The sequence below is a fragment of the Pseudomonas wuhanensis genome (genome assembly GCF_030687395.1).
Classification (GTDB): Bacteria; Pseudomonadota; Gammaproteobacteria; order Pseudomonadales; family Pseudomonadaceae; genus Aquipseudomonas; species Aquipseudomonas wuhanensis.
The window spans coordinates 2,946,059-2,971,072 of the sequence record NZ_CP117430.1 but is presented as its reverse complement, the minus strand read 5'-3'; the positions used below and the strand labels follow the sequence as shown (position 1 = coordinate 2,971,072).

At 55.3% G+C, this 25,014-nt stretch carries 23 protein-coding genes and 3 pseudogenes; 15 read left to right on the top strand and 11 right to left on the bottom strand.

Going from position 1 to position 25,014, the window contains the following annotated elements; translation table 11 throughout:
* Positions 1 to 77 precede the first annotated feature (77 nt).
* From PSH88_RS13695 to PSH88_RS13630, 14 genes and pseudogenes are all read left to right on the top strand, one after another.
* The gene (locus PSH88_RS13695) at positions 78 to 1,469 is read left to right on the top strand and encodes an undecaprenyl-phosphate glucose phosphotransferase (protein WP_305426787.1); all 1,392 of its coding nucleotides are present in this window, start codon (positions 78 to 80) and stop codon (positions 1,467 to 1,469) included.
* 11 nt (positions 1,470 to 1,480) lie between these two features.
* Positions 1,481 to 2,188 carry a WecB/TagA/CpsF family glycosyltransferase gene (locus tag PSH88_RS13690; RefSeq protein ID WP_305426786.1) on the top strand — a complete coding sequence of 236 codons (708 nt, stop codon included), beginning with the start codon at positions 1,481 to 1,483 and terminating at the stop codon, positions 2,186 to 2,188.
* A gap of 9 nt (positions 2,189 to 2,197) precedes the next feature.
* Positions 2,198 to 3,361, top strand: coding sequence for a glycosyltransferase (locus PSH88_RS13685; RefSeq protein ID WP_305426785.1), 1,164 nt, complete (start codon positions 2,198 to 2,200; stop codon positions 3,359 to 3,361).
* Positions 3,276 to 4,391, top strand: a complete 1,116-nt coding sequence (locus PSH88_RS13680) for a glycosyltransferase (protein ID WP_305426784.1) — start codon at positions 3,276 to 3,278, stop codon at positions 4,389 to 4,391. The genes PSH88_RS13685 and PSH88_RS13680 overlap by 86 nt, the downstream gene beginning before the upstream one ends.
* Positions 4,388 to 5,701, top strand: coding sequence for an O-antigen ligase family protein (locus PSH88_RS13675; protein ID WP_305426783.1), 1,314 nt, complete (start codon positions 4,388 to 4,390; stop codon positions 5,699 to 5,701). Before PSH88_RS13680 ends, PSH88_RS13675 begins: the two co-directional genes overlap by 4 nt.
* Before the next feature lie 17 nt (positions 5,702 to 5,718).
* Positions 5,719 to 6,672, top strand: a complete 954-nt coding sequence (locus tag PSH88_RS13670; RefSeq protein WP_305426782.1) for a glycosyltransferase family 2 protein — start codon at positions 5,719 to 5,721, stop codon at positions 6,670 to 6,672.
* 13 nt (positions 6,673 to 6,685) lie between these two features.
* On the top strand, positions 6,686 to 8,104 hold the full coding sequence (locus tag PSH88_RS13665) for an oligosaccharide flippase family protein (RefSeq protein WP_305426781.1): 1,419 nt from the start codon (positions 6,686 to 6,688) through the stop codon (positions 8,102 to 8,104).
* An 83-nt stretch (positions 8,105 to 8,187) separates the two neighbouring features.
* On the top strand, positions 8,188 to 9,252 hold the full coding sequence (galE, locus tag PSH88_RS13660; RefSeq protein WP_305426780.1) for a UDP-glucose 4-epimerase GalE: 1,065 nt from the start codon (positions 8,188 to 8,190) through the stop codon (positions 9,250 to 9,252).
* Complete coding sequence (locus PSH88_RS13655; RefSeq protein WP_305426779.1) at positions 9,249 to 10,721, top strand: family 16 glycosylhydrolase; 1,473 nt, start codon at positions 9,249 to 9,251, stop codon at positions 10,719 to 10,721. Before galE ends, PSH88_RS13655 begins: the two co-directional genes overlap by 4 nt.
* A 250-nt stretch (positions 10,722 to 10,971) precedes the next feature.
* Positions 10,972 to 11,265: a hypothetical protein gene (locus PSH88_RS13650; protein ID WP_305426778.1), complete on the top strand. Its 294-nt coding sequence runs from the start codon at positions 10,972 to 10,974 to the stop codon at positions 11,263 to 11,265.
* A gap of 379 nt (positions 11,266 to 11,644) precedes the next feature.
* Positions 11,645 to 12,835: a methyl-accepting chemotaxis protein gene (locus PSH88_RS13645; protein ID WP_305426777.1), complete on the top strand. Its 1,191-nt coding sequence runs from the start codon at positions 11,645 to 11,647 to the stop codon at positions 12,833 to 12,835.
* Complete coding sequence (locus PSH88_RS13640) at positions 12,832 to 13,479, top strand: hypothetical protein (RefSeq protein ID WP_305426776.1); 648 nt, start codon at positions 12,832 to 12,834, stop codon at positions 13,477 to 13,479. The genes PSH88_RS13645 and PSH88_RS13640 overlap by 4 nt, the downstream gene beginning before the upstream one ends.
* Positions 13,480 to 13,831: 352 nt before the next feature.
* Positions 13,832 to 14,429: pseudogene (locus PSH88_RS13635) on the top strand (CmpA/NrtA family ABC transporter substrate-binding protein); the annotation flags it as partial.
* Positions 14,386 to 14,617, top strand: a pseudogene (locus PSH88_RS13630) (ATP-binding cassette domain-containing protein); the annotation flags it as partial. The pseudogenes PSH88_RS13635 and PSH88_RS13630, both read left to right, overlap by 44 nt.
* Before the next feature lie 182 nt (positions 14,618 to 14,799).
* Here PSH88_RS13630 and PSH88_RS13625 read toward each other — a convergent pair.
* The 11 genes and pseudogenes from PSH88_RS13625 to PSH88_RS13575 form a co-directional block, all read right to left on the bottom strand.
* Positions 14,800 to 14,907: pseudogene (locus PSH88_RS13625) on the bottom strand (transposase); the annotation flags it as partial.
* A gap of 4 nt (positions 14,908 to 14,911) precedes the next feature.
* Positions 14,912 to 15,610 (bottom strand): lysophospholipid acyltransferase family protein, encoded by a 699-nt coding sequence (locus PSH88_RS13620; RefSeq protein ID WP_305426775.1) that lies wholly within the window; start codon positions 15,608 to 15,610, stop codon positions 14,912 to 14,914.
* Complete coding sequence (locus tag PSH88_RS13615) at positions 15,607 to 16,641, bottom strand: beta-ketoacyl synthase N-terminal-like domain-containing protein (RefSeq protein ID WP_305426774.1); 1,035 nt, start codon at positions 16,639 to 16,641, stop codon at positions 15,607 to 15,609. The genes PSH88_RS13620 and PSH88_RS13615 overlap by 4 nt, the downstream gene beginning before the upstream one ends.
* The gene (locus tag PSH88_RS13610) at positions 16,638 to 17,849 is read right to left on the bottom strand and encodes a beta-ketoacyl-[acyl-carrier-protein] synthase family protein (RefSeq protein WP_305426773.1); all 1,212 of its coding nucleotides are present in this window, start codon (positions 17,847 to 17,849) and stop codon (positions 16,638 to 16,640) included. Before PSH88_RS13610 ends, PSH88_RS13615 begins: the two co-directional genes overlap by 4 nt.
* Positions 17,846 to 18,097: an acyl carrier protein gene (locus PSH88_RS13605; protein ID WP_305426772.1), complete on the bottom strand. Its 252-nt coding sequence runs from the start codon at positions 18,095 to 18,097 to the stop codon at positions 17,846 to 17,848. The genes PSH88_RS13610 and PSH88_RS13605 overlap by 4 nt, the downstream gene beginning before the upstream one ends.
* A 22-nt stretch (positions 18,098 to 18,119) precedes the next feature.
* Positions 18,120 to 18,734 (bottom strand): methyltransferase family protein, encoded by a 615-nt coding sequence (locus PSH88_RS13600; protein WP_305426771.1) that lies wholly within the window; start codon positions 18,732 to 18,734, stop codon positions 18,120 to 18,122.
* Positions 18,715 to 19,620: an NAD-dependent epimerase/dehydratase family protein gene (locus PSH88_RS13595; RefSeq protein ID WP_305426770.1), complete on the bottom strand. Its 906-nt coding sequence runs from the start codon at positions 19,618 to 19,620 to the stop codon at positions 18,715 to 18,717. The genes PSH88_RS13600 and PSH88_RS13595 overlap by 20 nt, the downstream gene beginning before the upstream one ends.
* A gap of 585 nt (positions 19,621 to 20,205) precedes the next feature.
* Positions 20,206 to 20,943 carry a diacylglycerol/polyprenol kinase family protein gene (locus PSH88_RS13590; RefSeq protein ID WP_305426769.1) on the bottom strand — a complete coding sequence of 246 codons (738 nt, stop codon included), beginning with the start codon at positions 20,941 to 20,943 and terminating at the stop codon, positions 20,206 to 20,208.
* Between the two features lie 81 nt (positions 20,944 to 21,024).
* Complete coding sequence (locus tag PSH88_RS13585; RefSeq protein ID WP_305426768.1) at positions 21,025 to 22,179, bottom strand: aminotransferase class I/II-fold pyridoxal phosphate-dependent enzyme; 1,155 nt, start codon at positions 22,177 to 22,179, stop codon at positions 21,025 to 21,027.
* 7 nt (positions 22,180 to 22,186) lie between these two features.
* On the bottom strand, positions 22,187 to 23,233 hold the full coding sequence (locus PSH88_RS13580; protein WP_305426767.1) for a GNAT family N-acetyltransferase: 1,047 nt from the start codon (positions 23,231 to 23,233) through the stop codon (positions 22,187 to 22,189).
* Between the two features lie 33 nt (positions 23,234 to 23,266).
* Positions 23,267 to 23,851, bottom strand: a complete 585-nt coding sequence (locus PSH88_RS13575; RefSeq protein WP_187326454.1) for an acyl-homoserine-lactone synthase — start codon at positions 23,849 to 23,851, stop codon at positions 23,267 to 23,269.
* 439 nt (positions 23,852 to 24,290) lie between these two features.
* On the opposite strand from PSH88_RS13575, the gene PSH88_RS13570 reads away from it, so the two are divergent.
* Positions 24,291 to 25,004: an autoinducer binding domain-containing protein gene (locus PSH88_RS13570; RefSeq protein ID WP_305426766.1), complete on the top strand. Its 714-nt coding sequence runs from the start codon at positions 24,291 to 24,293 to the stop codon at positions 25,002 to 25,004.
* Positions 25,005 to 25,014 lie beyond the last annotated feature (10 nt).

Genomic DNA, 25,014 nt, shown 5'->3' with positions numbered 1-25,014 from the left:
GAGCGATACCAGCATGCGGGCGCGAGGGCGAGCAGTATTCGGCGCCGATGTCCAACCCATGCCTGGAGGTTGAGCCGATGACATCGCTATACACCACTCAAATGACACACCGGCGAGGCCTGACCTTCTGGGGCCAATGGGTGTGTGCAATCAGCCTCGTCAACCTGCTGCTGACGGTGCTCGTGTACTGGCGCGTCGGCAGCCTGACCAGCGAATACCGCGTTCTGATGATTCTTACGGTGCTCGGTTCGGTTCCGATCTACAGCGTGATGCAGGTTTACCACAAACGTCATGAATGGTTGTCCGGGCTCGCTCGGTTACTGGCGGCCTGGTTGATCCTGCTGGCCGTGCTGATCAGCATTGCCTTCGTCACCCAGACCAGCGTGATTTTCTCGCGGCAAGTGATCCTGCTCTGGGCCTTCCTGGGTTACCTGATCCAGGCAGCGAGCTTCCTGCCCCTGCATAACCTCGCCCGACTGCATTCGCGCAAGCTTTGCAACGAGCGACGCGCGCTGATCATCGGGACATGCCCGACCGCACAACGGCTTGCGAGGAAACTGTCGAGACCGAACCGCGAACCGGTACTGGGTTTTATCGCAACCGCCGAACATACCGGCCCGGCACCGAGCATTCTGCCGCTGCTGGGCCGCGTCGACGAGATTCGCCAGATCATCACCCGCCTGAACATACGCCGCGTCTACATCGTCTTGCCGATGGCACAAGCCGCCATCATTGAAGCGCTGTACATCGATCTTCTCGACATGAATGTCGACGTGGTCTGGATTCCTGACTTCGGCAGCATGGTGCTGCTCAATCAGTCGGTCTCGGAAATAGAGCGAATGCCGGCCATCTACCTCAATGAGAGTCTCATCAGTTCGCACCCCGGCAGCCTGCTCTGCAAAGAGGTGTTCGAACGTAGCCTGGCCGCCGTGGCCATTATCGTACTCAGTCCCTTGCTGCTGATCGTAGCGATAGCGGTCAAGGTCTCTTCACCCGGCCCGGTGCTGTTCAAGCAAAACCGCTACGGCTGTAACGCCGAGGTGATCAAGGTCTGGAAGTTCCGTTCGATGCGCGTGCATGAAGACAGCGAAGTACACCAGGCCACTCGCGAAGATGATCGCGTCACCCCGCTCGGGCGTTTTTTGCGCCGTAGCTCCATCGATGAGCTGCCGCAGCTATTCAACGTGCTGTTCGGCCAGATGGCCCTTGTCGGCCCGCGACCGCATGCGGTCACTCACAATATTTACTACACCGGCAAGGTACGCGCCTACATGGCCCGCCATCGCCTCAAGCCGGGCATCACCGGCCTGGCCCAGATCACCGGCCATCGCGGTGAAACCCAGACGCTGGAAAAAATGCAGCAACGCGTCGCCCAGGACCTCAACTACATCAATCAATGGTCGTTGTGGCTAGACATCAAGATTCTCGTCAAGACCCCTTTCACGCTGTTCTCAAAGGACATTTATTAGGGGAGTGAACCATGATAAATCTGGAACTGATCGGGCATTTCGCACCCAATCTGCTGGACGCCAACAAGGCATTTTCCTTCATTAATTTTGCCTCAGTTGGCAGTCTGTTCGACCGACACCCGACGTCCATCGCCTATTTTTGCGACGGCATGTTGATGTCTACCTTCATGTCGCGCATCACCGGCCGCACCATCGGCCGAGTCAGCTTCGACTTCACGTCCATCGCCGACGCCGTGTTCAGCTGCGCCGAGAAGCAAGGCAAGCGCCTCTATTTTGTCGGTGCCCGGCAAGCCGAACTGGACCTGTTCCTCAATAAGATCAAGGCTCGCTACCCTGCGCTGATTATCGCCGGTCATCACAACGGCTATTTCGATGCGCCGCAGGCCGCGAGCATTCATGCGGACATCTGCCGCAGCGAAGCCAACATCCTGATCGTCGGCCTGGGCGCCGGGCTCCAGGAGCAGTTCGAACAGGATGCCCTGCGTGCCGGCTTCAACGGTGTGGCATTCACCTGTGGCGGTTTCATTCGCCAAGAAGCCACGGCCACCCATCATTACTACCCAGAGCTGATCAACCGCCTGCATCTGCGCGCGTTCTATCGGATGTACCGCGAACCGCACACCATCAAGCGCTACCTGGTCGATTACCCGACCAACTTTGTTCATCTGCTGGTGATGATCGTCCGGCGCAAAGTGACTATCCATACCACTTATCCCTGAGCGCCAACCATGCATATCCTGTTCGTCCTCAAGGACTTCAAGCGCGATGGCGGCCTCGAGCAAGTCCAGCAGCGCCTGGCCAGGCAGTTTCTCAAGGATGGCCAGCGGGTCAGTTATTTCGTCATGAACGGCGACACGGCGGACGATGAAATGGCGACCACCTTCAAGGGTCGCGGCAATGGATTGGTCGGTCTGCTCAAGTCGATCGCAATGCTGCGTCGCCTGATTCGTCGTGAGCGTGTGACCCACCTCATCGCCGCCAAGGAACAGGCCAACCTCTGCACCTGGTTTGCCACCTGGGGTCGCTCATGCAACGTCATCTACGCCCGTCACGCGGCACTGGATTGCAGCGAACAGAACATCGGCCCCGTCACCCTGCGTCTGCTCTATGGGCTGTACCTCTGTGGCAACGGTCAAGTGGTGACGGTTTCCAACGGCTTGCGCCAAGCCCTCGCTGATCGAGTGCCCTGGGGTCGTCAACGCATTCGTTATTGCCCCAACGCCGTGGTCACTGAACAACTGCTCAGCGCCGCGCAGACACCCCTGCTCAGTGGCTTGCCGGCCGAGTTCTGGCTAGGGGTGGGCCGGCTGATAGAACCGAAAGGTTTCCATTTGCTGCTCGACGCCTATGCCGTGGCCTTGGGCAACGCCGCGCTGCCGGATCTGGTGATCATCGGCGATGGTCCGCAATTCGTCGCGCTGACCGCCCAGGCTCGTCGCCTGGGCATCGAGGACCGTGTGCATTTCACCGGTTTCCTGAGCAATCCCTACCCGTTGATCAGGCATGCACGGTTGCTGATCCTGAGTTCCTTTCACGAAGGCTTGCCGACGGTCCTGATCGAGGCCCTGGCGCTGGGTACGCCCGTGCTGGCCTGTGATTGCGAAACCGGGCCCCGGGAACTGCTGGATAACGGGCGCCTTGGCCAACTGGTCAAGGTCAATGATGTACCGGCGCTGGCTGAAGGGATGCTGCGCAGCCTCGCCGCCGCGCAAGGCCAGGTTGCGCCAAGTCCGCAAGTGGCCGCTGATGCAGTCCGCCAGTACACCAGCCAATACGCCGCGCAGGCGTACTACCAGGTATGGAATCATGAAAAAAGTGCTGATTATCCTGCAGGACTTGGGCGGGGGCGGTGCCGAAAAAATGATGGTGCGCCTCGCCGGAGCACTGACTGACGCCGGCAATGACGTGACTTTGCTGATGCTCACCGGCACCGGTGTGAACTCCGCGCGCCTCGACCCACGGGTGAAAAAGGTCGAGTTGAACAGTGCACGTAGCGCCAGGGCAGTGCCGGCCCTGGCACGCTTTCTTCGCCGCAATCGCTTTGACGCGCAACTGGCCGCACTCACCCACGTCAACGTCGTGGCCATCGCCGCGGCCGCGCTGTCCGGAACGCTGGCGCGGCTGCATGTCAGCGAACGCAACGCATTTTCCCATGACAAATATGTCAATCCCGCGTTGAAAGTGCGCACAGCTTATCTGCTGGCACCGCTGCTCTATCGGCTGATCCCCAATCCGGTGATTTGCGTCTCGCGCGGTGTCGCCCAGGATCTGGTCGACTCCACCATCACCCGCCCGCAGGATGTCACCACCGCCGACAACCCGGTACTCGACAACGATTTTCGCGACAAGGCACCGGGACGTCCAAACCACCCTTGGCTGCGGCAAAAGTCCACCCCGGTAATTGTCGCCGTGGGTCGCCTGGCACAGCAAAAAGGCTTTGATGTGTTGATCGATGCCTTCGCCCGATTAGCCGCCCCCAGCACCCGATTGATCATATTCGGTGAAGGCGCACTCAGGACTCAATTGCTCGAGCAGGCGACCGCACTCGGCGTGGCTGACCGGTTCGATCTGCCTGGCTATACCAGCGATCCCTTGGCAGAAGTGGCGGCGGCCGATTGTTTTGTATTGTCGTCGCGCTTCGAGGGTAGCCCCAACGCGCTGGTCGAGGCCCTGTCCACGGGCACCCCGGTGGTAGCGACGCACTGTCCCTATGGCCCGCAAGAGATTCTGGACAATGGCGCGATCGCTCCGCTGGTGGCGGTCGACGACCCTGTTGCCCTGGCACAGGCCATCACCGTGGAGTTGACGTTGGCGCGAGATTCAAAGCGTCAGGCCGCCCGCATCGATGCCGCCGCCCGCTTCGTGAGTGCCAGCGCGGCGCAAACCTATCTCGATGCATTGCTCGGGAGCCAGTCGTCGTGAACACACTGGAAGTCAGGTACACCACGCTGCGCAACGCCTTCACGTTGTTCGGTGTGCTGTTCTATATCCAGGCCATCGGATTCTTTTTCGGGCTGGCTAATGTGTCGAATCTGGACGCCGCCGAAAAAGATCTTGAAGGCAATGTGGTCAATCAGATTTGCGGCCTGACCACCCTGCTGGTGCCGCTGTTCTTCTTCCTCCGCAACAAAGTTTTCCTTAGCAAAAGCTTCTACAGGAACAACGCCTTTCTACTGATATTCATGCTCTGCCTGGCGGCATCGATCAGTTGGTCCCACGACCCGATGCTGAGTTTCAAACGGTTTGTGGCGCTGATCAGCGTGGTGTTCTTTGGCGGTTTCGTTGCCTACAACTACAGCCTCGAGAAAATCGCCTTCATGCTTGGCTGTATCATCGGCGCCGCTGCGCTGTTGGGCTTGATACTCGCGCTTGTCAGGCCCGACATCGCGTTCATTTACGGCGGTCTTCGCGACGGTGCGTTCAAAGGGATCTTCCCGGATAAAAATGCCGGCGCCCGGATCAACGCGATCGCCATCGTGTTACTGCTGCCGATGATCCGTCAGCTCAACCCGTGGGCCATCCTCTGCGCGGTGTGTTCACTGGTCACGATTGTGCTGGCGCAATCCGCCACCGCCATCGCGCTGATTGTTGCCGGAGCCGTGAGCTATTGGTATTTCCTCACACTGATCCGTCTGCATATCAACCGTTCACTGCCGGCCTTGCTTGGCACGACGCTCATCTACTTGGTGATCTGCCTCTTTCTATACGGCAATTACGCGCTGCTGCTGGAGCTGACCGGTCGGGACCCGTCACTCACCGACCGCACACGGATCTGGGAGCTGCTCACTCCGTTGATCGACGCCGAACTTCTCAAGGGCTATGGCTTCGGCGCCTTCTGGTCCAGCCCGAGCGCCGAAACCTTCATCAGTCGTTGGGGTTACATCGGCAATGCCCACAGCGGCTACATGGAAACCTTGCTCAACGGCGGCATCGTTCAGTTGATAGCGCTGATCCTCATGCTGGTCGAGGCGCTGATCAAACATTATCGGGCCTTGATGGTGGATCAATCGGCACGGTTTCACGTCAGCGCGATGGTCATCATTGGCTCGTTCATGCTCACCAACGTTGTGGCGTACGTCATTCCCAATTACCGCTCGGCAGAGTTCCTGGTGTTCTGCGTCCTGGCCCTGTCCTTTCGGCATCACCACGCGACATACCCCGCGTTGTCACGACCACCCCTGGGTCAGCGTCCGCCTGGCAAGGCATTACCACGCGACTCGGCCAAGGCCTAACAAAAGGAGAAATAACCATGCCCGACCAAGCCCTCCCTTCACCCCATACGGTGTGCGTCATCATCGCGATGTACAACGGTGCCGACAGCATTGAGCAAACACTGGCGTCCGTGGCCGGGCAAACGCGACTGCCCGAGCACGTCATCGTCATCGACGATGGTTCCACCGATGATGGCCCCCAACGGGTCAGGGACTTCGCGGCGCCGTTTCGCCTGACGCTGTTGCATCAAGCCAACGAAGGCCAGGCCAGCGCCCGCAACCACGGACTGCGGCACACACAAGAGACTTTTGTGGCGTTTCTCGATGCCGATGACAGATGGTATCCGCGAAAGCTGGAGCAACAAGTGGCACTGTTTGAGGAACTGGATCGTCAGGGACGGCCGGTGGCGCTGGTAGATTGCTACGTGCATAACGACTACAGCGACGGCAGGCGAATACTGGAAGACCGGCAAAAAAACGGCAGGCATTTCGACGATTTCATCCGCGCCAACGTCCTCAATGGCGTGTCCTCCGCAATGGTCAGACGCGACGTGATCATGCAACTCGGCGGTTTCAATCCCAGCCTGCGTTACTCCGAAGACCGCTTCATGTGGACCCGGATCGCCGAACACTGGGAGGTCCACACGGTGCCAGAGGTGCTGCTGCAGCGCATGGTCAACAGCGCCAACATGACCGCGCAACCGACAAGGTACTACCCGCACAAGATCAGGTTCATCGAAGAATACCTCACCCACTTTGGCCCGCAGCTCAGCAAGCAGCAACGGATCGATTTCGCGCTGGGCAGCCACAGCGACTTTCTCGAACTGTTTTCCCGCAGAGGCGAGCATGCCCAGGTGATCGGTGTGTACCGGCGAATGCTGGAGTATTCCTGGCAAGCGCTGATCTTCAGGAATGGCAAACCGACATTGCGCGTCCTCTATGCATGCGTCCAGTCATTGCGCAAGGCAGCTGCGTCAACCACCGCTCATTGAGCCGGTATCCGCCATGGCCAATCACCGTCTGGTTAAATTGATCTGGATTTTCACCGAGAAATTCGGCCTGATTTTCCTGTCGATGATTACCTTTGTCGCGTATGCCAGGCTGCTATCGCCCGCAGAGTTGGGTGTGGGCACGGTGATCATTGCCGTCGTCGAATTGATCGGCATGATTTATTCCTCGGTTCTGGAAGACCCGCTGGTACGACTCGAGCGGCTGGAAGCCAAACACATCGCCACAGCCTTCTGGGCGTCGGTACTCGTCAGCCTGGCCTCCATCGTCGTCATCTCGGGCGCGGCGATTCTGTACACGCCCGACCCGATGCTGCAATGGATGACGGCGGTGGCTTCGGTGAAAATCCTGTTCACCATGATGGCGCGGGTCTATGTGGCGCAAATGCGCCGTAGCGGCAACTTCAGGATGCTGGCGTCGCGCACGCTGCTGGGCAAGGTGTGTGGTGGCGTGGGCGGCATCGCTGTCGCGCTCTGGGGGTTGGGCGCCTGGGCGGTCATTGCCCAGGCACTGATCATGGAGTTCGTGTCCATTATCGTATTGATGCGCGCCGACCCACGCCGCATTGCCTTTTACATTGACGGCTCGCTGTTGCGTGAGCTGTTGAAGGCCGGCGCACCGGTTGCCGTCAACGCGCTGAGTTCGCAAACGCTACAGCGCGGGGTCACCGTCATCCTGGGCATGACGGCCGGCACCAACGCGGTGGGCATGTTCAACATGGCGATGCGCATCATCGATCTGCCGCGCACGGCGATCTATCACGGCCTGATCAGCTATGCGCTGCCGGCGTTTGCCCGACGCAGCGCCGATCCATCGCGGTTGCGCGCGATCATCAGCGATTCGACCGCCGTCAGTTGCTTCCTGCTGACGCCCCTGTTCATCGGCATCGCACTCACGGCGCACGATCTGATCCTGTTGATCTTCGGCGCCAAATGGACCGAGGCCATTCCCCTGCTGCAAGTGCTGGCGTGCACGGCAGCCATCGGTAATACCGCCATGTACGCCACGACCGCACTGGTCGCGGTCAATTGCAGCCACCTGACCATCAAGGCCGAAGTGGCAACCACCGTATTGGCTCTGGCGCTGGTCTATGGCTTCGGCAGCCTCTATGGCGGCATGGCCGCCGCCCTCGCCCTGCTGGCCCGGATGGCGATCATCACGCCACTGCAAATCCGCGGGTTGAACAGGGCAATCGGCTATGACTGGCGGCTGTTTTTCGAAATCAGCTATCGCAGCGTGATTGCCTCGTTCGTCATGGCAGCGATCGTCCTGATGGTTTCTTCCCGCCTGGGTGTTCAGGGCTACCTGCACCTGCTCTACAGCATCGTGGTGGGCGCGCTGAGTTATGCCGTGGCGTATAGCGTGATGCATCCGCGCTGGCCGCAAGAATTCAAATCGGTTTTCACCACCCGCTGAGAGGACGCACCCGCAAACCTTTTCCCTTCCCGGACCACATTCTCCTGACTCGTGCAATTTCCTTGTGACAGGAACGCCTCATCATGCACAAAACCACGTTGATTACCGGCGGGGCCGGATACATCGGCTCCCATACCACCCTGACCCTGATTGACGCCGGTCGACAGGTGCTGGTCCTCGACAACCTGTGTAACAGCTGCCGCGAATCGCTCGCGCGCCTGGAGTATCTGACTCGCAGGCGAGTCGATTTCATTGAAGGCGATATTCGCGATAGCCGCCTGCTCGACGATATCTTCAGCCGCTACGACATCGATGCCGTGGTGCACTTCGCCGGTCTCAAATCCGTGGAGGAAAGCGTTCGCAAGCCGCTGGATTATTACGCCAACAATGTGGTCGGCACACTCAACCTCTGCCATGCGATGGCCCGGTTTGAGGTGTTCAAACTGGTGTTCAGTTCGTCGGCCACCGTGTATGGCGCCCCCCGGCAGATACCGCTCATCGAAGACCTGGGCGCAGGCAAACCGATCAATCCTTATGGCCGCACCAAGCTGCTGATCGAAGAGTTGCTCACCGACCTGTGCCTGTCCGATCCGCGGTGGACCATTGCGGTGCTGCGCTACTTCAACCCGATCGGTGCTCACGATAGCGGGCTGATCGGGGAAAACCCCAACGGCAAGCCCAACAACCTGCTGCCTTGCCTGACACGGGTCGCGATGAGGCAAGTGCCCGAACTCATGGTCTACGGCAGCGACTATCCCACTGTCGACGGAACGTGTGTGCGCGATTACGTCCATGTGGTCGACCTTGCCGATGGCCATCTCAGGGCGTTGCGGGCGTTGCAGAACACAAACGGCATCCACGTCTGGAACCTGGGAACAGGCATTGGCCACAGCGTGCTGCAGGTCATCCACAGCTTCGAGGACATTACCGGTATTACCATCCCCTTGCGGTTCGCACCGCGCCGCGACGGCGATATCGCCGAATGCTGGGCCGACCCCACCAAGGCAGGGCGTGAGCTAGGCTGGTACGCACAGCGCGACCTGATGCAAATGATCATCGACACCTGGCGATGGCAAATGTGTAATCCGCACGGGTACCGCTCCCAACCCGGTTTGGCAGCATCGATTGCGTTAAAACAATGGGTATGAGCAGGTTCATTCTTTTGGCGACCCTGCTATCGGTCGTTTGCAACGCGTCGGGGGGCACTCCCCCGCCGCTGGCCAACGGCCTGGTGCTGTGGCTGGACGCCGCCGACGCGTCGAAAATGACCCTCGATGCCCAGAACCACCTCCTGCGGTGGCACGACAAGTCCGGCGAAGCCAATGACGTTACCGTAGACAATGGCGCAGACGCCGCGCTGCCGCAGCGTGTGGGGAACGCCATGAATGGCCATCCGGTGGTGCGCTTGAGTGGTACTTCAGCCTTCCTTGGCAAGGCCATTCGTACGGCTAAAGGCCCCGTTACCCTATTGATCGTTTCACGCAGATTGACCGGGCAAAGCGGCGGCGAGACCTGGCAGCGACTATTCAGTTCGCGCCCGATAATCGCCGATAACGACAACGTGCCGCCGAATTTCGCGATCAGCGTGCAACAGCCCACCGCCTACGATCCGACCCTCTTCGTCCTGGAACTCGACGACGTGCCTATCGGCCCGTACGCGGTGGGGCGGAACGTAGTCGGCAGCGCCGAACATTTGCGCGGCGACATCGCCGAAATACTGATGTACGACCGGCACCTCGCATCCCTGGAGGAACGGCAGCGCGTCTTTCGGTATCTGGCGGACAAGTGGTCCGTCGCCCTCCCCAAGGTTGCCAATTCCTGGACCCGCATCGGCCCCTTGGGCATGCTACCGGAACGGACCAACGCCGAACTGCCGCTGTCCGATCAGGACAATGTCGGGCAGTGGATGCTGGACACCCAATTTTCAGACGACTTTGACGGTGCGACCCTTAACGCCAGTCGCTGGCACGTCAACAATGCCACGGGCACCGACTCGCTGGGACGTAAGCCGGCGCTGTTCACGCCAGACAATGCCTACTTGAGTGACGGCCATCTGAACATCGTTTTCCGCAAGGAAACCTTGCCGCAAAAATACGTCCGCCTGGGCTACAAAGACTACAGCTCGGCGATGGTGCGCACCCACGGGCGCAGTTTTTACGGTTATTACGAAGCCCGCGCCAAACCGATGGACTCGGCAGGCTCCAGCGCCTTCTGGCTCGCATGGACGGGGCTTGCCGACAACGCCACGGAAATCGACATCTTCGAAATCGGCGGAAAAACCAAAAACGCCTCCTTCGACCGTCGCTACAACATGAACGCCCACGTTTGGGCCACACCACAAAGTACCGAACATTTGACCGATGGCAGCAGCTGGATCAGCCCTTGGCGGCTGGCCAGCGCATTCCATGTATACGGTTTCGATTGGCAGCCCGACACGTTGCGCTGGTACGTCGACGGCGTACTGGTGCGCGAGGCAAAGAACACCCACTGGTTCTTCCCCATGCATATCCTCTTTGACAGCGAGGCCATGTGGAATTGGTTCGGCGTTGTCGACGACGCCGATCTGCCCTCCACCTTCAGCGTCGACTACCTCAAGGTGTGGCGCCGCGGTCAATAGCCGGGCCTTGAGCCCAATGCCGGTAAGTCAAGAAATTTGAACGACGAAAATCCTGTGGGAGCGTGGCTTGCCCGCGAAGAACGATGACGCGTAGTACCTGAAAAACCGCGGTGCATTCTTCGCGGGCAAGCCACGCTCCCACAGATTCTGCGTCTTGACTTACCGGCATTAGGCCTTGAGCCCGCTTTTTTGAACCCGATCCTTCCAACCCTTCACGCCACTAGAGAGGGCGCGGTAAATGAACAGTACGATGACTTCCGAACAAGCGACAGCCTGCCTGAACCTGGCGCTTGAACGTAACAGACAACTGTTCAACGAAGCCCACAACCTGACACACGCCGCCCTTGATCTTCTCGATCAGCCCCACATGGACATAGAAAAGTTCACGCTCTATCAGAAGAAAAGAAGGCAGGCCGATCTTAAATACCTGGAAGCCATCGAGCACTTGCGATTAATCATGGCTGAATACCCTGGCCATCTCTTCTCTGCGGAGAACTCAATACATGAGCCACAGTTTCGGCTGAGAGATGACGACGAAATCTGACCTTCAAGATTGCATTTGATATTGCGGGAAAAGCGCAGCTGGCCTGGCATCCCCACTGCGGCAAACATGCCGTAACGCTCTGCGCGAACCAGAACAGAGCACTGCGGCTCGGCAATTCCCGCAGCTGGTGCGTTGATCGCCTTTTCTGCCTTCGCAGCTCTATAGCCATCGAATGGAACCCCTCCCGCTGCATGAGCGACAGGCTGACAAGTTGTCGATGGCACGGCTGGCAAACAACTTGCTTAGATCTGATCAGGCTTGAGCCATCAACGACGATGGCTTCGCAAACATCACGGACAACGGCGTCCGCTCCCCTGCTCATTGCGACAGGTGGGCGTGCGCCGTTTTTGCTTTCACCCCGGCATAAAAGGAAATCCTCATGCCTGCTCAAGGAATGCTCCCCCCGGGTCATGCCATCGCGCCTGCGCACAGCGGTGTCGGCAAGTCACGCCCTGCTGGCATTGCACTCCGGTCATTGTTCGACCCTGGCATGGCCCTGCTAGAACGCAGCAGGATCGGCCTCTGGTTACCACTCGGGTTGGCCCTCGGCACCTGCGGTCTCGCACTGGCCGAACAGCCAGCAAGCGCACTGACCCTCATACCTGGCGTCCTCTATCTGGGGTGCGCGTGGCATCTTCGTGAGCGTCATCAACGCCATCTACAGACATTCTGGGACACTGAACTTGCACAACTGCTGCGCAGCTCCCGGGATGCCGACCCAGCGACGCTACTGGTGGCCGCCAGCACGCAACTGCGCAACAACGAACGCCTACGCAGCGAAGTACAGTTTGCCAGTCGTGGGCTGGAGCAAATGGCTCAACAGGCCCGCGACCAAGGTGAGGAACAGAGCCAACGAATCGCCATGATCGCCGCCGCCAGCGAGCAAATCGACCAGACCTTACACAGCATTGATGCCTTGGCCCTGGGCGCGCTGGCAGCCTTCGCCAACGCCCATACCATGAGCGAAACCGGTTGTCTGGAGGCGCGTTCAGTGGGTGACAGCATGCGCGCCATTCAGCACAGCCTGGGCAATACCGCACACGCCGTGGAAGCATTGCTGCAGCGCACTACCGCAGTAGAAAGCACCGTCAACAGCATTCAGGCGCTGGCCAAACAGACCCAGTTGCTGGCACTCAATGCCTCCATCGAGGCGGCCCGCGCCGGCGAGCACGGTCGCGGTTTCGCAGTGGTCGCCGATGAGGTCCGCAGCCTGGCCCAAGCCACCGACCGGGCTACCCACGAAATCACCACAGCCGCGACGGCGATCGCCATGGCCGTGCGCCAAGTGGATGGCGAGGTCAAGGAACACCGCGACCTGCTGGCAGCCGGTAGCCAACAGAGCGAGCAACTCGCCGCCAACCTCGACGACCTGGCTCAACATAGTCAGATCAATCTGCAACACCTCGGCGCCATGCAACAGGCGCTCAGCGAGCACCAGCAAGCCAATCATGACCTCAGCGAACAGTTGCAACAGGTCAATGGGGCGGTGCAGGAGCAGAGTACGCAGACCCATGCGCTGCACGACCTGACCCATTATCTCAACCAACTCACCGTCGGAACTCGCCCATGAACCTACAATTCGCCGCAGCACTCGATGGTGGGCAATCCCGACGAACCCGTTTGCCGCAGGGTGACGCGGGCCTAAGGCAGGCTCTCTTGCTGGGCCTCGATCTGCTGCAAGGCCTGCAGCAGCATCGTGGTCTCGGCGGACAGACCACCCGCGAGGCACAACAGCGTTGCCAGGCACTGGGTCATTCGCTCGACCAACGCTGGAAAGAATGGCCGTATAGCGCACAGTGCCAGGCCTGGAACGCGTTACGCCGCGACCCAGCGGATTTCGATGGCCATTGCCGGTTGCTGCAAGACCTGCTCGGCGCCATCCAGCACCTCAAACTGCAGCGCTGCGCGCTTAATCTGCAGCCCCCGAGCATCGCCGAGCGCTGTTGGGAGCTGGAAGACCTGGGGCGGCTGCGCGGCCTGTCGGTGCGCGCCGCCGCCCGTCAGCGTTGCCCACTGGAAATGCTTGTTCAATTGCAGTACCTGCGCGAGCGCTTGCTCAGGCATGCCCCCCAATCGCTGCACAACGCTCTCGAACGACTGCAACGCTGCCTGATCGGTACAACGACAGTGTCCATCTCCCCGGCGGAGTGCTACGCCCTGCTCACCCCATTACTCGACGAACGCCTCGACGCCATCCGCCGGGATCTGGGCTGAGGCTTACCTCCATTCGACTTCGCAACGGTGCGCAGGAGAGCCGTTTTAGTTCACCTCGCACCCAAGCCGTCCAACAAACAATCAGTGCTTCGCTCCTCCTGGCTCCAAGCCCCCACGATATCCTGTTCGATGACAACAGAAACCACTTCAAGCCTTTGTTCCAATTGGCTTTTAGTGCAAAAAAAATCAGACACAAACCCGGCAAGCCCTTTGCTATTGCTGTCTTACAGACTCATGCAGCACGCCAATGGTGGCGTGCTGCACTTTCCGGGCAACGGCGTCCATCAGGTCCCTCTATCGCGGGTGCCTGGCGCATGCCGTTTTTTTTTACCCCTAAAAAAAAGATGTGGTTATGACTGATGAGCGTGACTCGCAACATCCAGTACACCCCGGCCGGCGCACCTTCCTGAAGCAGTCCCCTGGTGGCGGCAGGCACTGTCGCCGGGATCGCCGCCCTTGATCTGGCCTCGCCAGGCTTGCTGCGCAGCGCGGTCTGGGCCGCCGGCAGCGATGCACCGGAGAAAGCTGCGCTGAAGGTCGGTTTCATTCCGCTCACCGACTGCGTATCAGTCGTGGTGGCGGCAACCCAGGGTTTCGGCGAAAGATACGGCCTCACCATCACGCCAAGCAAAGAGGCCTCCTGGGTCGGCGTGCGCGACAAACTGCTCTACGGTGAACTGGATGCTGCCCATGTGCTCTACGGCCTGATTTATGGCGTGCAACTGGGCATCGGCGGGCCGCAGAAAGACATGGCCATGCTCATGGGGCTGAACCAGAACGGCCAGGCGATCACCCTCTCCAGGCAGCTGCAGCAAGCGGGCGTGACCAATGGCGAGCAACTGGCGGCCAAGGTCAAACAAGGCGGTACGCCACTGACCTTCGCCCAGACGTTCCCCACGGGCACCCATGCCATGTGGCTCAATTATTGGCTCGCCAGCCTCGGCATCAATCTTCGTTGAGCTGACCCCAGGTCAGCAAACACTTCGATACCAGGAAAGGCTGCTTCCAGGCCCTGAGTAACGTCAACCTGAACATCGCTCGCGGTGAGTTTGTCTCGTTGATCGGCCATTCCGGTTGTGGCAGGTCCACGGTGCTGAACCTGATCGCCGGTCTGCTTGAAGCCAATGGCGGCGGCTTGGCCAGCAAATGCCGGCGGCTTGAAACGAAGTCCGAAGAAGCCCTCTCGCACTCCGATCGACACTCATTTCAGCTGACGGATCAGCGCCCCTTCGCAAAATGCCCGCCTCGCGCGGCTGTGTGAAAACGCAACCTGCCGTGGTTTAAAGCAAATACCCCGACTTGTCGGGGCATCGGCGATGGTTTGAAGTCAGGAGCCAGCCGACCAAGTAACCACATGACTTCAACGTTGCGTTGACACTCGGCCTCAAGTCGCCGTGACGAGCGAATGCGTTGAAAATAGCCGTACAGGTTACTAAATAATCGGAAGCCCGTTGTTGATGATCTCACGCGTGTAGCTAGCCAGCTCTTTGGTACTCATGTTCGCGACCACATCCGCCTCGATGGGTTGATGGGCTACGATACTGACTTCAGTAGAGCGCAATGAGTTGTAAGCCACGTCCCCAACAGCAGGACTGATCGTTACTGGAACGATACCCACCCCCATATCCTTGGCAACCCGGAAGGCTCCCGACTTGAAAGGCAGCATTTCCCCGCCTTTGTTTCGGGTGCCTTCAGGAAAGATCCAGAGGGAAGTATTGTCACCTACAACGCTCTTGGAGATCTTGCGCAGACTCTGGATCGACGCCCGAGGGCTGTTCCTGTCAATGAACAGACTGCCCGTCAGCCAATATAATTGCCCGACCAGAGGCAACCACTTAAGTGATTTTTTACCGACAATAACCGTACCTGGCTTAAGCGCCTCAGCAACAATCAGAACATCATAATTACATTGGTGGTTTGCCACATAGATATACGGTTGGGCGGTGGAGATAGTGTCGAATCCGCTGACAGCGACGCGAACCGAGAATATTTTATTGATCACTGTGTATGACCGGCAGGCCACATGCAGGTTTTTGTTCTTTGAAGGATTGACTAACATGAACAAGCATAAAAACGGAAAACTCAGAACAATGAACAGCACTACCAACAGCCACCGCACAAACAGAATCATAACTTACCCACCTTGCCTAAATCATCTGAGCCATTGAATAAACCACCTCGAACATCAGTACGTTCTATCAGCGCGACACCATAAAAGCCTTCATCATCAACACACACCATCAACCCAAAACTATGGGCCAGGACGCCATCCGCCAGTTCGGCCAATTGATAGGCACCCACCAGAGACAGACTCAAAGCCTTTGCCCGATCCAGAATCTCGAGCCTCGCCCCGAGGGTCAGATTCAGACCGCTCGAGGACATCCGCCAGGAATCCGGAACAGCGAGACTTACCCGACTGAGCCCATCAAGCTCAACTCCGTGCCCTGCTATAAACGTGAGTATCAGGTCGATCAGGCCGGCCGCGCTTGAGTGAAAGAGACGCCCTGTTATGCAGGACCTGACGATCAGCCCTGGCATCTTCAGGTCAGTACATGTCTTGAAGCTGAAAATTGCTGCCGCATCGAGTCGTTTTTCAACAGGGAGATCAATGCTCTGTGCATAGAGCGTTCCGAACTCACCGCTAAACGTTTCAATCGCTGTCATGTAGATATAATCAGACTCACCTCGCCTGGCAAATCTTAACCCTTGTACCAATGCGTTATAGAAGCTCAACTCTTTCGCGCACAGAGAAACATTCGGTCCTTTAATGCCATATTTTATCGCCAGCTGGCCCGCTGAGGAGTTTATGACGGTATTGGGAATTTGTGCCGGATTCACCTGAAATGCAAAACGACTACCGTTCGACTCTTTAATCAATTGAATAACAGTGTCGATGGAACCATTGGACGTCGCACCAATAATGGCCGAGCGCGCCAGGGAGTCACCATGATTGCCATCCTCAATCAACGACATCGCTGCCAGTAGCAACAGGGATTGTCGATCCAGGTTTTTCAGCTCCCGACTTGGTACCAATTCGCTGGACATCAGGTCCCACGCGGGTGTTTTCCCCCGATGTAACTCCACTCCTCCTTGCTCGAATACGCCGGGCATCTGCAACATGACCCAATCGCTTACGACCAGTGCAACAGCGTCATCCATCATTTGAGATTACCGAATACCAAAATTGAATTATTCCCGCCAAAAGCGAAAGCATTATTGACCACCACGTCGACCTTTCCGACTCTGAAGCCCTCCGCGACAACGTCGATGGGTATTTCAGGATCCTGCTCGGACACATTGATCGTAGGAGGCAACCCCTCGCTGAGCGCAAGCATGCAGGCAATGGCTCCAAAACCCGCCGCCGCCCCCATGCTGTGCCCCATCATTGACTTGATGGAACTAACCGGTGGTGGTGAATGACCAAAAACCGCCTCGATTGCCTTGCACTCATTACTGTCATTGGCAACCGTACCGGTACCGTGAGCGCAAATATAACCAACAGCCCCAGGCGTAACCGACGCGTTTTCAAGTGCCGACTTCATGCAATCGCCAACACTATGGTGATTCAATCTCACCATATGATCAGCATCACAGTTCATCGAAAATCCAAGCACTTCGGCATAAATATACGCCCCGCGACGCATTGCCCGATCATAGTCCTCGAGGACTAGTGCACTACCGCCTTCTGCGGTCAAAACGCCTTTACGGCCCGAATTGAAAGGCGTGCAGTCTTTGTCGGTCATGCTGCCCAATCGATGGAATGTCGCAAACGTCGCCTTGTAGACCGCATCGCTTCCACCGCAAATGGCAAGTTCGCAGTCCCCCGCCTTGATGGCTTCGTAGCCGAATATCAACGCGGTATTACTGGCCGAACACGCGTTGCCAATCGTAACTGCCTCGCCGGTCGAACCTATCGATCTCAAGACATCGCGGCTTATTTCAGACGCAAACGTATGTTGCACCGACGCTTGCAGGCCTGGCTGGGACTCAGCCATTGCCGTCACCATGTTGTCGATCAGGTTGGATTCACCATAAGTCGTGCCGAAGTAACAATTGACCCGTTTACCTGAAATCGCTTCTCGCTTGATTCCGGCATCAGCGAGCGCCAGCCCGGTGGCGGCAAGGGCAAAATGACTGGGAGTCCCGGAACGAACGAAAGAACCGAAGTCTGGAATCAATGTGCTAATGGTGGATTTCACCTCACACCCATACTTTCTTTCAAACCGGTCCGTGTTGACTTTGGAAAGCAGCCCCGTGCCATTTACCCCGGTCTTCAGTGCATGAAAAAATTCGGCTTTTCCAACCCCGATCGGGCTGACCGGACCCAAGCCAGTGACGACGACCCTTCTGCCCTTGTCGGAGCTCTTCATGCACACTCAACCTCAAGGGTCTTGTCGATAAACGAGAGAATTGAATCCACGCTGGTAATCCGTGGAATGTAGGCCTCATCGACTCGAACCTGAAAAGCGCCCTCGATACCGGCCAGGATTTCTATGCCTGACATCGAGTCAGCACCGTAAGCCTCTACAAAGTTTTTATTATTCTGGATTTCTCCGGTACTGACGCCCAAGACTCGAGAAACAATCTCCTTGATTTTTGCTTCGTGAACATGAGTCATAAAACCTCCTGGAATGACGCTATCAGATGATAAAAGGAATTACTTTGTAACTGTCGAATTGGTAGTGAACGTATTTTTCACCAAAATATTCAACCAACATTTTCTCTTCATTGCCGACTCGCTTAAGAATCAATAAAAGCGCAACAAAGAAGACAACCAGGGCAGCATAGATACTGGTATATAAACCAAAACCCGTGACAATGAGAAGCGTACCGAAATACGCCGGATGCCTGATACACCTGAAGGCCCCATCCTTGACCAACTCGTGATCGACCAACACTCTCAGCGAGTGCGAAAAGTGCCGACCCAGTATGATTTTCCCATGAGCCCTCAGACCGACTCCAGATAAAATCATGAAAGAACCGATCACTTGAAGTAAGACATCACTGCATATCAACAACTGTAACAGCATGACAATCGATATAGCGCACGACACCAGAAACCCACTCTTGATACCTTTATCGAAAGAGCTGTCACTGTCTGTTTCCCGTAGAAAATACAGTTCTGCAAACAGCAAAACACTCGCCATGATGATCGGTTGAAGCAACGCAAAACCCGTGCAATAAAGCAGTATCACGGAAGCGCATGATACTGGCACCAGCAAACTGGCGGCTACATCAATCCTGAATGTTTTCAAAATATGCCCCTACCAATACCGACAACTTCGACTGCGTCATGATCACCTTGACATTTTTTTCGATATGCCACGGATAGATAAATAGATCATTGAAACGCGCCCAAGGAAATAATTTCCGCTGGCGCCTGAAGGCATCCACAAAAGACAGCACTTTGTAAATCCTGAACAGTGTGCGCACCTTCACTCTTCGCAACATGGCAACATCCTCAACTACCTGGAGCCTGGCGTACACTTCGCCTACCAGATCGTTATAGGTCATCGTGTCATCGCTCAGCAGGTAATACGTCTGCAGTGTCTGGTCAGGGCGGCGTGCCAGCCATTGAATAATGCACTGCGCAATACTGTCCACGCCAATGACATGCAACGCCGGGAGCTGATTCGTCACCAATGGCAGCAACTTCAACTTGCACAGTGAAATCATCGGCAGCAGATTTTTGTCATGGCGCCCCAGTACTGTCGGCACCCGCAAAATGACCCCTTGCACCTTGTGGCTATTTAAATGGATAACTTGCTCTGCCGCCCACTTATCGTCGGCGTACGCATCCCGTCTTTTTTCAGGATTGTGAGCCTTGACGCTGCTCAAATGAAGAAGATTCTTCTTGTCAGTCCCACCGAGGGAAATCGACGCAAGTATCTGCTCCGTGAGCATCTCGTTACTGTCGGTACTCGCCCCCAAACGACTGAGGCCGATCCCCGTACAATTGACAACAAAGTCACTGTCACTCACTAATTCGATAAATTCCCTGGAGCCGAATTCGCAAACGTCATAACCAACCCTCGGCGAACGTGAGTGGCGAGTAACCTGGATATCTTTCACCTGGCTGAGGATCTCGTAGACGCCCTGCCCGATAAACCCACTGGCCCCTAAAAGCAGTAACTTCTTCACGTATACAAAATCCTTTTCATGGTGTTAAAGACTCGACCGTGAAGCACCCTGAGCGATAAACCATACGAGCCTTCATACCCTGTTTTTGCAGGGTTTTCCTGACGGTTCTGAGAAACATACCGTGGGATATGACGATCGTTGTCTTCCCTGTCTCGGAGCAGGATTTGTAAAGTTCATCGGCAACACCTACAGCCCGAAGGTATTCCTTTTTTCGGGGGACGGCGCCCAACGAAACTCCCAGCAACCACAGAACTCTGTGCAGAGCGAACCATTGTCTTAACCCCATTCTCAGGAGCGGAATGGTGCTTAATCGCAGGTCGTACTCTTGTAATCGACTATCCTGTTGAATACGCGCAGCCTCGAACAACCTGCACGCCGTTGCATAGGCTCTGTTGACCGGTGAAGAAATGACCTTGGCCTCAGACGCTAAAAGTGGCCGGGACAAGTCTGGTTGGCTCAAGAAACCTGAAATTTCATCCTCATCGATAATTGAGGTCTGATTATATACATCCAGAAGCAATTTAGCCGAGACGGCACCGCAACGATTGTAATTGACCAACGGCGAGGCGTGACGTATTAAGTAAATCACAGCAAATAGACCCCCGTTACAATGGCATTACCGACAACAAACAAAAATGGTGTATCCCAGGTGTGAGGGGACTTCGCTTCCGTCAAGGTAAGAGCAAGAGGAAAAACAGCACACAGCAATACAAATTGATGCCACTCAAAGTAATCTTTAAACAACACGCAAAACAACATCGACATCACGAATACTGTTGCAGACCCCTCCAGGGTTCTTTTGAATTTTTTATCCACAAAAAAACCTTTCGTGACATATTCGTGCTTTCCAAATCGGATACCGACAGGTTCTGCCAAACCGTCACCAAAGGTGGTGGCTAAAATAGTGATATAAAGCAACTCAATCGGCACACCGATTGCCAACCAGATGTATTGCGTCACCCACAACACCAACAACCCCACCACGGTTTGACTAACCAACCATGAAAGCGTATTGGGTGAGTCTTCGGGCCGATCAATACTCGCAAACATATGCTGGGCAATCAGATAACGACGACGCGACCATCCGCACATGGCCAAGAACAGAATAGTGGTGGATACCGCAGACAGCAGTAATCGCTCATGAGTACTCTGGATGTTGAACAACGCGAAAAATAGACTGGGTAGTAGAAACATCGCAAAATGCCCAACTTTCCTCGTGTAGTTTACCCGCACCCCCTTATTGATGACTAAAAGCCCCAGTCCCTTGCACAGCATAAAATAGAAAAGAACAATACTTAACAGAGCTGAACCAACCTGGACCATTTAATTATCACCCCCATTGACGTCATAAAAAGATAGGCAGATCTGCACCACACCCGTTACCACCGGATAAACACAGTCTGTTCAGATAATCTTTCGTAATGAATCAATGCAGTAATCCACATCGGCCATCGTGTGGTTGTATGTCAGACACAACCTGATCCTGGATTGGTGATTGGGTACAAAGGGAGGTACGAACAGTGACCCCATGATACCTTTACCGACCAACTCGGCATTGACTCGGGCAGCCTCCATAGGATCCTTGAAGACCACCGGGATCACCGCAGTCCTGGAATGGAGCTTATCGACGCCAAGTGATTCAAGTTGCTCATGTGTATAGCGGGTGAGATCTGCAAGTTTTGCCCGACGCGCCCCCCCTTCCGAAGCATTGATCTCCAGGGCTGTGCAAGAGGCGGAGGCGACACCCGGTGAAACTGACCGGGAAGCATTATAGGTGGGGCATCGGAACCTGACTCTTTCAGCAAACGCCTCATCCTTGAATACAACGAACCCACCGGATGAGCCAAAAGCTTTACTCATGGTGCCGACAATGTAATCGATCTCCAAGACCACTCCGGCCGCTTCGCAAGCCCCTTGGCCAGAACTGCCTAACATACCGACACCGTGAGCATCATCAATGTAGATTTCCAGGCACGGATGGAAGCGTTTCAACCGGACTATCCTTCCCAGATCAGCTACATCGCCGTCTGCCGAAAAAACTCCATCGGTAATGATTAAAATTTTCTTATCTTGATTTAACTGGACCAGCTGCTCCAACATTTCGATATCGGCATGACTGTAGGCCCTGAATGGACAACCCGATAACTTCACGCCGTCCCAGATTGAGACATGTGACAGCTTGTCCAGCAAAATCAGATCGGCACGCTCAGCCGCCAAGGGGATAACCCCAAAATTCGCCTGATAGGAGGTGGTAAACATCAGCGATGTTCGCCCAGCATACAAATCGCTATAGCTATTTTGCAGACGCTCATGGTATTCGGTGAAGCCACTGAAGATCATGGGGCCGCCGATATTTGAGCCGTACTTCCGGATGGCAGCAATCGCCGACTCTTTCATGCGCTCGTGATTTGAAAGCCCTAAATAATCGCACGAAGCAAAGTTCAGCATATTGCGACCATCAACGAGCGTCATATCCCGACCACAGGCTGAACGCACTTGAGGAAAGTAGGTGTAATAGCCCAACTCTTTCGATTTTAACGCAACATCATCAATACGCATAAGACTCTCATTCAACCGATGCGGTATATCTATAGATTCGATAAGCTCTTTCATGGCAAATGCCGTCCCGGGTGAGGTGACGCATCGTTCGAAGAACCATGACATTATCCTCCAGCATCCAGGACAGACTGATTTTGCTACGACCGACCTTGCTCAACGCGATCGCGGACAACTTCAAGGTGAGTGCTACCGACAACCCTTTTCGTTGATACTCAGGAGCGACTCCCGTAAAAAAAGCGCGGCCATACAACCCCTGCTCATTCATCGCAGGGGCAAACATAGTAAAACCGACAACTTTATCATCACGCTCAGCGATAAGCGCCGATATGTTTTTAATATTGCGCGAAGCGATTTCAAACTGCTCTCTGGAGGCGGGACTGTACCCCCAGTTTCGTTCCCAGGATTGATTGTAACAGTCTGCCAACAATTGACTTTTGGCAATCAGTTCATCTTGCCCGCAGTGATGAAATTCAATATCGGCCAATCGCTGAGTGAGCTTTTCTTCCAGAGCGTGCTGTTGATATCCCTGGGACGGCGGTTGAAAGACAATTTCAATCAAGTCTTTTTCCTTTCGACATCCTGCTTGCGTCAGGGCATACGTCAACTCAACCGTGTTTGACGGCAACGAAAACACATTGAAATCAGACTCAAACGTGCGCAATCCTCGCTCAATCAAGAACGAACTGTGGAGTGGGCCTACCAAGTCAGACACCCGCCCAGGTAGCAACCGCGTGCTGTTTATATACTCAACTGAACTGCACATCAGCTGTTGCAGGATGCTCGCTACTGGTAGCGCTATCAGCGTCGAAAAGTACGCATTACCCAGTCCATTGACCCTGATCTCTTTGTCGAAATGCACGATGCAGAAAGCGACTATCTCGCCACTCTCGTCCTTCCATGCTACTGGTACATTATGCTCAGTTGCGGAGTACTCGCACGCAGCTGTTACTCGCTGCTCAAGCTGCTCTTGTGTGCGCCCCACCACCGAAACACGCTTATCCAAACACATCAGGGCATACCAATCGCATGCCGCCAAACCTGTGACCCTACTCATCAGTACTCTCGACCATCATTCACTGCAAGGTTTCTAGGCGGCCAGACACAAAGCCCTGGTGGTTTTGTCGTCGATTTCGATCCAGAAGGGAACGATACTTTTATTATCAATAAGCCGCGGCGGAGAAATTCTTTGCGTATTGACCCCCATCCGTTTCAGTAGGCGCTCATTCCCTACAGCAGTAAACGCGATCAATCGAAACGCCCCCTTTGAGCGTGCAACATCAATCACTTCCTTCACCAACTTCACTGTATTTTTCCAGGCTTGCTCAGCACTCAATACCTGGCCTTTCGGCTTGCTGATGGCGAAACGGGAAAGTTCCCATATATCTGGAGAGAACGGCAGCGGGCTCCCTTCCATTAAGTGAGGGAATACATCGCCTAACAGGTAGGGACGATTAGTGGGAATCAACCGGGCACAACCAAATATTTCATGGTTATTATCACAGGCCAGAACATACACCGTATCAGGACGATCAAAAGCGTCTAACTCAACACCGTTTTCACAGCGCAAAGGCCAGCCTAACTCTTTAACGAATACCTCATACCTATATTTAGCGAGCGCGGATGCCATCCCAGGCAGAAGATCACTAACAGTCCCTGTTACAGCAGTCAGCATAGTAAACACCTAGCAAATGTTATTTCGCCAGTACAACAAACCGAGCCCCATGTTAGTAGCTGCCCGAATGGGCAGGTTAATTAAAACAACATCCCATGACGAGCAGCACTGATCGCTCAATGGTGAATAATTTGTCCTCTCCGGCGAGTTGAAATGGTGACATTTTTGTATCGAAAGTAAAAAATACCAGGCACTCCAAACCCCGACTTCTTAGTACTTACGTACCAAAAAACATATGAAATAACTAACACTTTTTCACTGACTTGACACTCCGGCGCCCTTGCGAGGTATTCATCTGTGCCACGGACCTTACCGGGTGAGGTATTGCCATTGTATTAACGAAATTACAACTCAGACCAACCTTCCTGCAGCGCTTCGATCCTGTATGATAAGCCCCCGCTCTTCTCACTAAGAGCGCTGACCACGGAAGGTAATATTGGTGAATGACTGGCGCGAAGATTTCATAGAGTTGGTTTCTGGCTGTACTTCTGAAAATGAATTATTCAATGAACTAATTAAAATAACTTCCAACTTGGGTTTCGAGTTCTGTTCCTATGGATTAAAAGCCCACTCACCGTTAGCACCCCCTCAATATTTTCTACGGTCAAACTACCCCAGTGCTTGGGAGAAAAAATATGTAGACGAAGATTATTTTTCTCAGGACCCCACCGTGGAACACGGGCTGACACGCTCCATCCCCATGCGCTGGTCCGCGGAACAGCAAACTCAAAGACTGGAATTCTGGGAAGAAGCGCGACATTACAACCTCAATCATGGTTGGTGTCTTTCTTCGCAACGCGAACACAACACTATTGGCTTGCTCTCTGTTTCCCGCTCCGGTGAATATATTTCCACGGCAGAGTTGGAGAGCAAAGAGACCAAATTAATGTGGTTGACTCAATTAGTGCATGAGTCCATGACGCGTTTTCTTGCCGAAAAATCCACACCTGAAAAGTACAAGCCATTGACTGCACGCGAAAAAGAAACCCTGAAATGGACGGCCATGGGAAAAACTTACGTCGAAATCAGCATTATTCTGAATATCGACACGCGAACCGTGAAATTTCATTTGGTCAATTCCATGCGCAAACTCCAAGCCTCGAACAAAGCCGAAGCAGCGGTCAAAGCATCCTTGATGGGTTTGCTGCTTTAAGCCAGTCGTT

Excerpts from the sequence above, each read along its gene's own strand:
- PSH88_RS13695 (WP_305426787.1), top strand. The coding sequence starts at position 78 with ATGACATCGCTATACACCACTCAAATGACACACCGGCGAGGCCTGACC.
- PSH88_RS13690 (WP_305426786.1), top strand. The coding sequence starts at position 1,481 with ATGATAAATCTGGAACTGATCGGGCATTTCGCACCCAATCTGCTGGAC.
- PSH88_RS13685 (WP_305426785.1), top strand. The coding sequence starts at position 2,198 with ATGCATATCCTGTTCGTCCTCAAGGACTTCAAGCGCGATGGCGGCCTC.
- PSH88_RS13680 (WP_305426784.1), top strand. The coding sequence starts at position 3,276 with ATGAAAAAAGTGCTGATTATCCTGCAGGACTTGGGCGGGGGCGGTGCC.
- PSH88_RS13670 (WP_305426782.1), top strand. The coding sequence starts at position 5,719 with ATGCCCGACCAAGCCCTCCCTTCACCCCATACGGTGTGCGTCATCATC.
- PSH88_RS13665 (WP_305426781.1), top strand. The coding sequence starts at position 6,686 with ATGGCCAATCACCGTCTGGTTAAATTGATCTGGATTTTCACCGAGAAA.
- galE (WP_305426780.1), top strand. The coding sequence starts at position 8,188 with ATGCACAAAACCACGTTGATTACCGGCGGGGCCGGATACATCGGCTCC.
- PSH88_RS13655 (WP_305426779.1), top strand. The coding sequence starts at position 9,249 with ATGAGCAGGTTCATTCTTTTGGCGACCCTGCTATCGGTCGTTTGCAAC.
- PSH88_RS13650 (WP_305426778.1), top strand. The coding sequence starts at position 10,972 with ATGACTTCCGAACAAGCGACAGCCTGCCTGAACCTGGCGCTTGAACGT.
- PSH88_RS13645 (WP_305426777.1), top strand. The coding sequence starts at position 11,645 with ATGCCTGCTCAAGGAATGCTCCCCCCGGGTCATGCCATCGCGCCTGCG.
- PSH88_RS13640 (WP_305426776.1), top strand. The coding sequence starts at position 12,832 with ATGAACCTACAATTCGCCGCAGCACTCGATGGTGGGCAATCCCGACGA.
- PSH88_RS13620 (WP_305426775.1), bottom strand. The coding sequence starts at position 15,610 with ATGATTCTGTTTGTGCGGTGGCTGTTGGTAGTGCTGTTCATTGTTCTG.
- PSH88_RS13615 (WP_305426774.1), bottom strand. The coding sequence starts at position 16,641 with ATGATGGATGACGCTGTTGCACTGGTCGTAAGCGATTGGGTCATGTTG.
- PSH88_RS13610 (WP_305426773.1), bottom strand. The coding sequence starts at position 17,849 with ATGAAGAGCTCCGACAAGGGCAGAAGGGTCGTCGTCACTGGCTTGGGT.
- PSH88_RS13605 (WP_305426772.1), bottom strand. The coding sequence starts at position 18,097 with ATGACTCATGTTCACGAAGCAAAAATCAAGGAGATTGTTTCTCGAGTC.
- PSH88_RS13590 (WP_305426769.1), bottom strand. The coding sequence starts at position 20,943 with ATGGTCCAGGTTGGTTCAGCTCTGTTAAGTATTGTTCTTTTCTATTTT.
- PSH88_RS13585 (WP_305426768.1), bottom strand. The coding sequence starts at position 22,179 with ATGCGTATTGATGATGTTGCGTTAAAATCGAAAGAGTTGGGCTATTAC.
- PSH88_RS13580 (WP_305426767.1), bottom strand. The coding sequence starts at position 23,233 with ATGAGTAGGGTCACAGGTTTGGCGGCATGCGATTGGTATGCCCTGATG.
- PSH88_RS13575 (WP_187326454.1), bottom strand. The coding sequence starts at position 23,851 with ATGCTGACTGCTGTAACAGGGACTGTTAGTGATCTTCTGCCTGGGATG.